We start from the raw sequence: 11,714 nt of genomic DNA, 5'->3' as shown, positions 1-11,714 counted from the left end.
TCATCAATGCCAAGGCCGACAAGCTGCTGGCACAGGAAGAGATCTGGATCCGCAAGGGCGTGGAAGCCCGGCGCACCCGCAGCGTGGCGCGCATTGGCCGGCTCGAAGTCCTGCGCGAAAGTCGCGGGGCCCGGCGCGATGCCGTGGGTCGCGTCAATCTGGACGTCTCCAGCGGCGACAAGAGCGGCAAGATCGTGGCCGAACTCACCGACGTCACAAAAACCTTTGGCCAGCCAGGTGCCGAGAAAATCATCGTCAGCGGCTTCAGCGGCACCCTGCTGCGCGGCGACAAGGTCGGCCTGCTGGGCCCCAATGGCGCGGGCAAAACCACGCTGCTCAAGCTCATTCTGGGCGAGCTGCAACCCGACGTGACGCTGCCGCCCGGCAAGGTCCGCCAGGGTGCCAACCTGCAGGTGGCTTATTTTGACCAGATGCGCGATGCGCTGGACCTGGACGCCACGCTCGAAGACTTCATCAGCCCCGGCAGCGAATGGGTCGAAATCAATGGCCAGAAAAAGCATGTCAAGAGCTATCTGACCGACTTCCTGTTCTCCCCTGCGCGTGCCAACTCGCCGGTGCGCACGCTGTCAGGCGGCGAGCGCAACCGCCTGCTGCTGGCCAGGCTGTTTGCCCGTCCCGCCAACGTGCTGGTGCTGGACGAGCCGACCAACGACCTGGACATCGACACGCTGGAGTTGCTGGAAGACCTGCTGCAAAACTACGAAGGCACGGTGTTTCTGGTCAGCCATGACCGGCGCTTCCTCGACAACGTGGTCACCAGCACCATCGCCTATGAGGGCACACCCGAGAACCCGGGTTTCTGGCGCGAATATGAAGGCGGCGTGACCGACTGGATCACCCAGTCGAAGCGCGCAGCGCAGATCACCGGCAGCGGCAAAGGCCCGGCAGCGGCCTCCAAGGCCAAAACTGCGCTCAAAACCAGTGCGGAGCCTGGCAAGGACGGTCGCGAGCCAGGGCTGAAAAAGAAACTCAGCTACAAGGAGCAGCGCGAACTCGACGCACTGCCCGCCGCCATTGCGCAGCTGGAATCGCAGCAAAAAGCGATTGAGCAAGAGTTGTTTGACGGCACGCTCTACACGCGCGACGCCAAGCGGGCGGCCGAACTCACGGCGCGCAACAGCAAGATCGAGGAAGAACTGATGGCGGCGCTGCAGCGCTGGGAAACGCTTTCTTCGTAACGCAAGAAATAGGGCCGACTGCAACGCCGGCCCATTTTTCAGTGCCGCGTGCGGCGCTTACACCAGCAAGGCGTTCACGCGCCGCACATACGCGGCCGGATCCTGCGGCAGACCGCCTTCGGCCAGCAGGGCTTGGTCAAACAGGATGTGGGCCAGGTCGTCAAAGTTGGCCGCGTTGCCGGCGCTGTCCAGGGCTTCGAGCTTCTTGACCAGCGGGTGCTGCGCATTGACTTCGAGGATGGGCTTGACTTCAGGCACCGGCTGGCCAGCCTGCTTGAGCATGCGCGCCAGCTGGGTCGACATGTCGCCGTCCTGCACCACCAGGCAGGCCGGTGAATCGACCAGGCGGGACGTGGCGCGCACGTCCTGGGCCTTGTCCTTCAATGCGGCCTTGAGCTTGTCCAGCATGGGCTTGAACTGGGTCTGCGCCTCTTCAGCGGCTTTTTTCTCGTCCTCGTCCTGCAGCTTGCCCAGGTCAACCGCGCCCTTGGCCACCGACTGCAGCGGCGTGCCGTCAAAGTCGTGCAGGTAGTTCAGCGCCCATTCGTCCACGCGGTCGGCCATCAGCAGCACTTCAATGCCTTTCTTGCGAAAGATTTCGAGCTGCGGGCTGCTCTTGGCGGCGGCCAGCGTGTCGGCGGTGATGTAGTAAATCGCGTCCTGGCCTTCCTTCATGCGGGCCTTGTAGTCGGCCAGGCTCACGCTCACGGTGTCCGTCGTTGAACTGGCAAAGCGCAGCAGCTTGGCCAGGCGCTCGCGGTTGGCCGCGTCTTCGCCCAGGCCTTCCTTGAGCACGGCACCAAACTCGGCATAAAAGCCGGCGAACTTTTGCGGTTCATTAGCGGCCAGGTCTTCAATCATGCTCAGCACGCGGCGGGTGTTGCCTTCGCGAATCGCCTTGACGGCGCGGCTTTCCTGCAGCAACTCGCGCGACACATTGAGCGGCAGGTCAGACGAGTCGACCACGCCCTTCACAAAGCGCAAGTAGCTTGGCAGCAGCGCCTGGGCGTCGTCCATGATGAACACGCGCTTGACGTAGAGCTTGACGCCCGCCGCCTTGTCGCGGTTGAACAGGTCCATGGGCGCCTTGGCCGGAATGAACAGCAGCTGGGTGTATTCGGTCGCGCCCTCGACGCGGTTGTGCGTGGTGGCCAGCGGCGCTTCGTGGTCGTAGCTGATCTGCTTGTAGAACTCGTCGTAGTGTTCTTGCGTGATGTCTTTTTTGGCGCGCGTCCACAGCGCGGCGGCCTGGTTCACGGTTTCCCACTCGCCGGTGGCAACCATTTCGCCGGGCTGGTCGTTTTCGCCCTCTTTCCACTCTTCCTTGGGCATCAGGATGGGCAGGGAAATATGGTCGGAGTATTTGTTGATGATGCCCTTGAGCTTCCAGGCGTTCAGGTAGTCCAGCGCGTCGTCCTTGAGGTGCAGCGTGACGCTGGTGCCGCGCTCGGCCCGCTCGATCTCGCTGACCTCGAATTCGCCGGTACCGTCGCTGACCCAGCGCACGCCCTGCGCGGCAGGCAGTCCGGCGCGGCGGCTTTCCACGGTGATCTTGTCGGCCACGATGAAGCCCGAGTAAAAGCCCACGCCGAACTGGCCGATCAGTTGCGCATCGTTTTTCTGGTCGCCCGAGAGCTTGGCCATGAAGTCGCGCGTGCCGCTCTTGGCAATCGTGCCCAGGTGGTCGATCGCCTCCTGCTGCGACAGGCCAATGCCGTTGTCGGTGATGGTCAGGGTTTTGGCCGCCGTGTCAAAGCTGACGCGCACCTTGAGTTCGGGGTCGTTTTCATACACACCCGCGTCATTGAGCCCCTCGAAACGCAGCTTGTCGCAGGCGTCCGACGCGTTCGAGATCAGCTCGCGCAGAAAGATTTCAGGGTTGGAATACAGCGAGTGCGTGACCAGCTTGAGGAGTTGGGCGACTTCGGCCTGGAAGGAATGGGTTTGTTTTTGCATGGATTGTAAAGTGTTTGCGTAACTCGTAGTTACAAATAGAAGCCTATCGTTAGGATTTTTAGCCGACTGGCAGCGCTCTGCGCGCTCGTCAAAAACCTGACTGACAGGGGGAGACATGGCTAAAAGCATTGAAAGTCAACGGTCAAGTGTGAACTATTTCTGGATCAGGGCTTCTTTACCCCGCTGGGGTAGCATCTCCAGGCTCAATTGGTTACATTAAACTCACATACCAACCGTTTTTACGATTTTATTTCCAACTGGAGAACCCGCACCATGAAAACTATTTCTGCATCTCTTAAAGCGCTTGTTGTTGCTAGCTTGGCTTGTGCCGCAGGCTTCGCCGCAGCTGCCGACACCCAAACCGTCGCGGTAAACGCTAGCGTGGCAGCCGTATGTAAATTTTCGACTGCAGCTGCCGCGATTGACTTCGGTGCGATTAACCAGAGTGCTGGTTCTGGCAATAAGACTGCCCCAGTCAGCGTACCGTTCAAGTGCACGAAAGGCGTAACGCCAGTCATCACACAGGGCACGATCGTCCCCCTTACCAGTGGTTCAAACACGATGGCGTTTACCGTCCCAGCCTTCACTATTCCTGTGGCTACCGGTTTCAGTGCCGCCGTCAATGCCACATCGACGGCCACGATTGCACAAGCAGTCTGGCAAGATGCACCTGCCGGCACTTACGCCGGCAGCATTGTGCTAGATATCAACAACTGATATTTCGAACCCCAGGCGAAGCGCCATCCGGTGATATTCCCCTAGTCGATTCGATGCAATAAAGGAAGAATGAGAGGCTTGAAGTTTTGGCTGCTATTTTGTATGGCGGCCCCCTCTTTTCTCAGCGCACCGTCATGGGCGGCAGACGCAGTCTGCCAGTTTCAAGCGAGGGGGCTCAATTTGAATTTCGGCGCCCTTGATCCATCCAGCAACGCATCGACAAATTACCCTGTGGTGGCGGCAACAACTTTTGCCAACATGGCGGGCGACTGCACCGGTACTGGCAACATGACGATCAGCATTGTGGGGTCTGCCTCCCGCCAACTGGTAAGCGGCGCTAACACCATCAACTACACGATCACAGGTTTTCCAATTTCTTTACCCAAGCCCGGCAACGCACCGCAGGGCAATCCTGGCAGTGGCTATATAAGCTGGTTTGCACCAAACCAGATTCAAGGCACTATCCAGTGGAGCGCATACGCAGATGCGCCAGCGGGAATTTATTCGGACTCAGTCACCATTTCAGTCACCCCGTGAGCACGTGATTTCACGGTCGACAATGTCCCTATGATCCACAAATACGGCCGTTTGGCTATTGGCGCAGCAAGTGTATTTTTGTTGACTTGGGCTCAGGCCTTTGCCGGTGAATTCACGGTCAACCCCATACGCCTGGACATGGGCCCCACGACGAGGAGCGCCGCCGTCACCGTGATCAACGAGGGGAAAGAAAAACTAACCTTCCAGCTTCAGGCCATGGACTGGGTTCAGGATGCAGCCGGCAAAGACCAATACAGCGAAACAAACGACCTGATTTTCTTTCCCAAAATCATGTCCGTGGAGCCTGGACAGGAAGCAATTGCCAGAGTAGGACTTAAAGCCGGGGCTACAGCCAGTGAAAGAACGTTTCGACTATTCATTGAGGAATTGCCGGGTATCGTCAAAGCCCCTGAAAATAATACGGCGCAAATTAATTTTCTGATTCGATTTGGTTTGCCCATCTTTGTGGCGCCAATCCAGCCCCGCGATGGCCTTTCAATTGAGGAACTGGCACTGAAGAATGGCGTCATCTCGATCGCAGCACGCAACACGGGAAACCGCCACCAGATGTTCAAAATTATCCGGCTTGGGGGCAGCGATGCTGCCGGGAAGCGCATCTACGCTCTGGATATCGCCGATCGCTATCTTTTGGCTTCAAGCCTGAAGTCCTACACGGCCACGCTCCCCGCCGGGCAATGTAGGGAAATCGCCGTGCTCGACGTCGAAATCCAGACCGACAAGGTCACTGAGACCCGCAAGCTCGACGTCAGTCGTGCCATGTGCCCCTGACCGTGGGCATGCGCGCCATTTCAGCCAAACACAGCAGGATCAACAGCAAACTGGTCAGCACCGCGTTGTGCCTGGCGGTTGCCATTTCCCCGCCCTCACTCGCCGAAGACAAGCCCAACCCCAGCGCCGTCTCCGTTGCGGTGCAGATGGAGACGCTGATCCTCAGGGTGACCCTCAACACGGAGAACAAAGGGGATGCCTTTGTTCAACGCAGCGCCGACCTGGACTTCTTCCTGAAAGTGGAAGACCTGAAGGCAATGGGCGTCAAAGACCCCACAGGAACGATTCAAGTGATCGACGGCGAACCGCATGTGTCCCTCCGGTCGATAAAGGGCATTACCTCTACCTTCGACGAAAAAGCCCTTACGCTGAACATTTCCGCCGAGCCACAGTTGCTGTCCAGCAGCTCTTTTGGGCTTCGTGCTGAACGGCGCAGAGGCACGTTGAGTGAGAGCACAAACAGCGCTTTTCTGAATTACGCCTTGACGGGCATGAACGGAAGCTTCGCGTCGAGCAATGGCGTGGGTTTTGCCGCCGAAGCCGGGGTACGCTGGGGCGACAACCTGTTCATGTCCGATGCAAGCACCGTGGACACGGCAGCGGGGAAGCACCTTGTCCGACTGACAAGCAGCATGACGCGGGACGATCGTGAGAACCTGCGCCGCATTGTGATCGGCGACCTTCTGACGCCGTCGCGCGATTTCAGCAACAGCATCAATCTGGGCGGTGTGAGCATTAGCAAGCTCTACGGACTTGACCCCTACTTCGTACGTTTTCCGACGCAAAGTTTGACCGGCAGCGTTGCCTTGCCCAGTGACCTGGAGGTCTACCTTGATGGGCAAAAGATCCGCACTGAACGACTTCGTCCGGGCGAATTCGAATTGCGCGACATTCTGGCCTACGGCGGCGCGCGCAATGTACAGGTTATCTTGCGCGATGCGTTTGGTCGCGTCCAGCAGCTCAACTATTCCCTGTATTTCTCTGACCAGCCGCTGCAGCATGGTCTACACGAGTACAGCTACAACTTCGGCGCCATGCGGCGCCAGTTTGGCATACAGAGCAACAATTATGGGCCGGCAGCGTTCACGATGTTCCACCGTTACGGCCTCGGCAGCGCGCTGACCGTGGGCTGGCGCGCGGAAACCACCCGAGATTTTTTGAACACGGGTCCAACGCTCACCGCAGTACTCGGGTCATTCGGCGTCGTGAACCTCGGGCTGACCGGGAGCACGCTCGCAGGAAGAAAGGGGGCCGCAGGCCTGGCTTCATATAACTTTGACTCCCGGAATTGGGCCTTGGGAATGTTTCTTCGGCATGACAGCCGCAACTACGCCAGCCTGGGTGACCCGCCGGTGATGACAACGCGGCGAAACGAGAGCAGCGTGTCGGCCAGTTACCGTCTGCCCCAAAATGCCACAGTGTCCCTGAGCCATACGGCGCTGACGACACGCGCATTCACAGAAACAACATCGACACCGATGTCGATTCAGCCGTTCAACGTTGCTGCATCAGGAAACCGTCGCGTCAACGCACTGACCTTCAGTGCGCCACTCGGCGCCATGCGGGCGCAACTAACGGCGACGGTTAGCCACATCAAAGATGCACTTACCCCGAGCCGCACAGAAGCTTTCGTCAGCTTGAACCTTCAACTAGACAGAAATTACTCGGCAGCATCAAACTATCGGGCCGACCGGCAGAACCATTCGGAATCAGTCCGATTCACAAAATATCAGCCGGCAGGAGAAGGTTTGGGCTATGACTTGTCCCTGGGCCATTCGAACGCGAACACTGGGAATACGCAGTTCCGCTCGAATATGCAGTACAACGCCCCGGCGACCGTTTTACGCGCCGAAGTCAGCTTGAACATAGATCAGGGCAAACGTACACAGGACCAGCGTTTGTCGGTGGCCGGGGGCATTGTGGCTGTGGGAGGACGTATGGGATTGAGCAGGCCTGTCACTCAAAGCTATGCGATAGTGAAAGTGGGGGAAGTTCCAGACGTGGGGGTTCTAGTCGACGGTCAGCCCGTTGGCAAGACCAATTCAAAAGGCCTTGCAGTGATCCCCAACCTGAATGCCTATTATGAGAACAGGGTGTCGATTGCTACAGAGGCGCTGCCCATGAACTACACCTTACCGGCTGCGATCAAGAGAGTGGCGCCTTCTCTTCGCAGCGGTGCGTTCGTCGACTTTGGTGCGACAAAAATCCAGGCATTCAGTGGCAAGCTCATGACCCTCGTGGCGGGCGCGGCCAAGGCCTTGGAGTTCACGGAAATCGACTTGATCGTTAATGGGAAGCCGCAAAAACTTCCGACCGGTCGCGGCGGGGAGTTCTATGTCGAGAACATCCAACCCGGAAGTTATGCCGGAACGGCCGCCACCGGAGCCGCCCAATGCGTGTTCACGCTCAAGGTTCCGAAGTCGGACGAGATGTTTGTGGATCTGGGCGAGCTTCTGTGCACGCAGCAGCCATGACGCGACAACTTAAAGAGCACTGACCGACAGCCGTATCGGCCAGGCATAAACCCCCTGCCGGGCCGAATCTGAAAGAACAAATCGAAAGCCGAGATTGAGCAGGTTTTTGCGCATGCCGCCACCGGATGAGCGCTGGGCGACGCCGCCGCCGCCGGCGCTCACTTGCACGTCACTGTCCAGGCCCTTGACCAGGGCGTGACGCAAAAAGTCGCCCTGATTTTCAAACATCAGCATGTAGCCGTCCTGGGTGTTGCTCTGCACAGTCACTTGGGCGGGGCTCAAAACATCCACATACCCGCGTGCCATGTCAGCCGCCGTGATGACGACCGAGGTGGGCTGGGCCAGCACCTGCAGGCTGGCGTGTTTGCTGACCGTGGCAGAAACCATCAGCTTGGTCTCGCTTGATGCAAGGGCTGCCAGCGGCATGCCCATCCATCCAACAGCCAGTGCAATCAACAGCGCCGCGACTCCGTTCGCCCTGAATGCACGGGGTTGGACGGTAGCGACACCACAGATTGACTTGAAGGCTTGCATGGCTCAAATCCATTAATTGATAATTTCTAAATCACATCTTATCAATTTTGATAAAAATGACAACTTATCAATTTTTTTATTGATTTGATCGGGTAAAGCGCCTCTTGTTTTCAAGCATCAAGGCTTGAGCGCGTGCAACCGACCGCCGCAGGCAATTCAATGGGCAGCGAGCAGCCCCACCCGTCCCTCAAGCAAGGGCAGGAATAGCGACGACAGGAAAGATTGATGCATGCGTGAAATCCATCAAATTGATGAAACTATCAATTTGATGAGATGACGAAAAAATGCGCTTCCAGCCCTGCAACGCCCGGACTTGCGGACTTACAAGGGTGTGACTGACAGCCGTATGGGCCAGGCGTAAACGCCTTGCCGGGCTGCGTCAGCCAGCGCAAAGCGGAACCCCAGATTGAGCGTGACTTTTTGCACGCCTCGGCCGTTGGCGCTCTGGGCGATGCTTCCGCCAAGCGCGTCGAGTTGAACGTCATTGGCCAGGCCCTGCACCCGGGTCTGCTTTATAAACTCGCCCTGGCTTTCAAACGTCAGCAGGTAACCGTCTGCACTGTTGTTTTGCACGGCAACTTCCAGGGCGCCAGGAACATCGACATAGCCCCGGGCAATATCGGCCGCCGTGAGCACAACCGGCCCCGGCTGCGCCAATACCTGAAGACTGGCACGCTTGAGGATGGTGGCGGTGACGGTCAGCTTGGTTCCGTCGGAAATGGTAGTAGAGACCAGCGGCGCGGCCAGCAGGCCGACAGAAATGCCACTGTAGACCATCCTTCTGAAGGCCTTCACCCCTGGCCGGCAGATATCTTTGAGCACGTGGCGCATCATGCGTTCACACCCGATCCGATGGACGAACAATAGGGCGCAAGCCCTCGTTGTTTTGATGTGTTGCCATCGACAATGCCCTTTGCTATTACCTCAAGCATAAGACTTTCGATCACTGGTGTATTTGAATAGCTGCACGAAAGCAGGCTTAAAACTGCTCGTGCGGCGCCAGATAACGCCACTGCCCGATGGGCAAGTGGCCCAGGTTGACGCGGCCAATGCGGACCCGCTTCAGGCCGGTCACAAAAAGCCCGACCTGCTCGCACATGCGGCGAATCTGGCGTTTTTTGCCTTCCTTGAGCACAAAGCGCAACTGCTCGGGGTTTTGCCAGCTGACTTGGGCGGGGCGCAGCGGCTGGCCGTCCAGGCTCAGGCCGTGGCATAGCAGGGCCAGCCTTTCGGGCGGGAAAGCGGCCTGCACATTCACGGCTTCGGCGCCGTAGCTCACCCGCACCAAATACTCCTTTTCGATATCCGAGTCTTCGCCGATGAGTTGGCGCGCGACGCGGCCGTCCTGCGTCAGCACCAGCAGGCCAATCGAGTCGATGTCGAGCCGGCCGGCCGGCGCCAGGCCGCGCAGTTGCTCAAAGCCCCAGCGCATGCGGCTGTTGCATTCGCGCCAGCGGTTTTCCGGCTGCACCAGCACCACGGCGGGCTCATGGCCGTCTTCGGCCTGGCCGCTGACGTAGCCGACCGGCTTGTTGATCAGAATGGTGACTTGCTGGCGCTGCTGCTGCTCGGCTTCGCGCGCCACCACAATCCGCGCATCGGCCGCAACGGGCTGCCCCATCACGGCCGGCGTGCCATTGACGCGCACCCAGCCCCGGGCAATCCAGTCGTCCGCCTCGCGGCGTGAGCACAGGCCGAGGTCGGCCATGCGTTTGTTCAGCCGCACCGTGGGCACGGGCTCACCGGGAGCGGCAGCAGGCGCTTTGGGGACGCGGACCGCAGCGCCGACGGGCACAGGCCCTGTTTCAGGTTTTGAAGAATCTTGCATTTGCTATATATTTTATAGCTTAAAGCCAACGTAAATCATGGGCTAAAGCTACTTTTTGTCTTGAAAAATACTGGACCGCAGGGCGACAAGGTCCAGCACGCGCAGGCCCCCGTACTCCACGCAAATCGTACCCTGCGCCTCCAGCGAGGCGAGCGCTTCATTGACACGCTGGCGCGACAGCCCGACCAGGTAGGCCAGTTCCTGCTGCGTGATGCGCAGGATGTCTCCCACGCCCGGGTAGAGCACCGGGTTGAACAACGCAGCCAGGCTGCGCGCCACCCGCGCGTCCGGGTTGTTCATGCGGTCAATTTCGCGCGCGGCAATGAACTGGCCCAGACGCTCATTGAGCTGGTTCATCACAAAACGGTTAAAGCCAATCGAATGGTCCAGCAGCCAGTGAAAGCTGGTGACCGACAAACCGGCCACCACGCTTTTGCGCAGGGCCTGGACGTTGTAGCGGTAAGACTCCCGCTTGAGCGCCGTGCCTTCGCCAAACCAGCCGCCGGAGGGAACGCCGGAAAAGGTCATGGTCATGCCCTGCGCATTGTCGGCACTCATCTTGAGCAGCCCTTCCACCACGCCAAACCAGTAGGTCACCGGCCGGCCGACGCGGCACACGTAGTCGCCCGCTGCCGCGTCGCCCACCAGCAGCTCCGCCACCGCACGCGCCCGGATCTCGGGCTGCAGCAGGCGCAGCCAGGGAATGCCCTGCAACTCGTCGGGCGTGGGCGTCCTGCGGCGCTGGTGAAGGGTCAGGTCTGTGGACATGGGTGGATTGAAAAGGTCTTGGCCTGGTCTATGTCTGGTAATTGGGCGCCTGTGCGGGCATGTCCGGCTAGGACTTACCCCTAAATTGTCGTCGCAATGACACCATGGCGTCAAACCGGCTTTTACTATTCATGCAAATCAACAGTTCTTCCTCACAGAAGGGCTGCGCTCAATCTGGAGACAAGGAACCGGAATGCAGACTACGTTCCCGCAATTACTGCTTAAGCATGCCGCTGAACGTCCGGGCGATGCGGCCATGCGCGAAAAAGAATACGGCATCTGGCAGGCCCACAGCTGGGCCAGCATGGCCGTGCTGGTGGAGCACATTGCCTGCGGCCTGCGCCAGGCCGGCCTGCAGCGCGGCGAGCACATGGTCGTGATTGGCGCCAACCGCCCGCGCCTGTATGCCACCATGCTGGCGGCCCAGTCGCTGGGCGCCATCCCGATTCCGCTCTACCAGGACGCCGTGGGCGCCGAATGCGTATTCCCCATTACCAACGCCGATGTGCGCTTTGCCATGGTCGAAGACCAGGAGCAGGTCGACAAGCTGCTGGAAATTCGCGACCGCTGCCCGGACCTGGGCCACATTATTTATGACGACCCGCGCGGCCTGCGCAAATACGACGAGCCCGGCCTGGTGTCCATGGACCAGCTGATTGAAGCGGGCCAGGCATTGGCCAAAAACCAACCCGCCTTGTTCAAAACGGAAGTGGACAAAACCCGCCCCGACGACGTGGCCGCGATGTTCTTTACCTCGGGCACCACCGGCAACCCCAAGGGCGTGGTGCACACCCACAACACGCTGCTGGACCGTGCGCAGGCCGGCGCCGAATTCGACAAGCTGACGGCCCACGAGGAAGTGCTGGCCTACCTGCCGCCGGCCTGGATTGGCCAGAACATCTTCAGCTACGC

General features: G+C 59.3%; 11 protein-coding genes. 6 read left to right on the top strand and 5 right to left on the bottom strand.

Annotated features, from left to right (window positions below; translation table 11 throughout):
* Positions 1-1,199 (top strand): ATP-binding cassette domain-containing protein (locus tag IV091_RS15075; RefSeq protein WP_293470077.1); only part of this gene is annotated, 1,199 nt, incomplete at its 5' end.
* Positions 1,200-1,256: 57 nt separating this feature from the next.
* Here the strand turns inward: IV091_RS15075 and htpG are convergent.
* On the bottom strand, positions 1,257-3,155 hold the full coding sequence (gene htpG / locus IV091_RS15070; protein ID WP_293470076.1) for a molecular chaperone HtpG: 1,899 nt from the start codon (positions 3,153-3,155) through the stop codon (positions 1,257-1,259).
* A gap of 273 nt (positions 3,156-3,428) precedes the next feature.
* Between htpG and IV091_RS15065 the strand changes: the two genes are divergently transcribed.
* The 4 genes from IV091_RS15065 (at position 3,429) to IV091_RS15050 (ending at position 7,672) form a co-directional block, all read left to right on the top strand.
* Positions 3,429-3,872 carry a hypothetical protein gene (locus tag IV091_RS15065; RefSeq protein WP_293470075.1) on the top strand — a complete coding sequence of 148 codons (444 nt, stop codon included), beginning with the start codon at positions 3,429-3,431 and terminating at the stop codon, positions 3,870-3,872.
* 78 nt (positions 3,873-3,950) lie between these two features.
* A complete protein-coding gene (locus IV091_RS15060; protein WP_293470074.1) occupies positions 3,951-4,409 on the top strand; it encodes a hypothetical protein in 459 nt (152 codons plus the stop codon).
* Between the two features lie 30 nt (positions 4,410-4,439).
* Complete coding sequence (locus tag IV091_RS15055) at positions 4,440-5,198, top strand: fimbria/pilus periplasmic chaperone (protein WP_293470073.1); 759 nt, start codon at positions 4,440-4,442, stop codon at positions 5,196-5,198.
* Between the two features lie 8 nt (positions 5,199-5,206).
* Positions 5,207-7,672 (top strand): fimbria/pilus outer membrane usher protein, encoded by a 2,466-nt coding sequence (locus tag IV091_RS15050; RefSeq protein WP_293470072.1) that lies wholly within the window; start codon positions 5,207-5,209, stop codon positions 7,670-7,672.
* A gap of 9 nt (positions 7,673-7,681) precedes the next feature.
* Here IV091_RS15050 and IV091_RS15045 read toward each other — a convergent pair whose 3' ends face one another.
* From IV091_RS15045 to IV091_RS15030, 4 genes are all read right to left on the bottom strand, one after another.
* A complete protein-coding gene (locus IV091_RS15045) occupies positions 7,682-8,098 on the bottom strand; it encodes a hypothetical protein (protein WP_293470071.1) in 417 nt (138 codons plus the stop codon).
* A gap of 429 nt (positions 8,099-8,527) precedes the next feature.
* Positions 8,528-8,983: a hypothetical protein gene (locus tag IV091_RS15040; protein WP_293470070.1), complete on the bottom strand. Its 456-nt coding sequence runs from the start codon at positions 8,981-8,983 to the stop codon at positions 8,528-8,530.
* A gap of 202 nt (positions 8,984-9,185) precedes the next feature.
* Positions 9,186-10,034, bottom strand: a complete 849-nt coding sequence (locus tag IV091_RS15035) for a pseudouridine synthase (protein ID WP_293470069.1) — start codon at positions 10,032-10,034, stop codon at positions 9,186-9,188.
* A gap of 48 nt (positions 10,035-10,082) precedes the next feature.
* Entirely contained in the window at positions 10,083-10,802 is a 720-nt protein-coding gene (locus IV091_RS15030) for a Crp/Fnr family transcriptional regulator (protein ID WP_293470068.1), read from the bottom strand.
* A gap of 193 nt (positions 10,803-10,995) precedes the next feature.
* Here IV091_RS15030 and IV091_RS15025 point away from each other — a divergent pair.
* A partial coding sequence (locus tag IV091_RS15025; protein WP_293470067.1) for an AMP-binding protein occupies positions 10,996-11,714 on the top strand: 719 nt, incomplete at its 3' end.

Origin of the sequence: Polaromonas sp. (assembly GCF_018780625.1) — a bacterium.
In the GTDB taxonomy this organism is placed as follows: Bacteria; Pseudomonadota; Gammaproteobacteria; order Burkholderiales; family Burkholderiaceae_C; genus Polaromonas.
The sequence above is the reverse complement of the archived record's forward strand: the minus strand, read 5'-3'. Positions and strand labels throughout refer to the sequence as shown.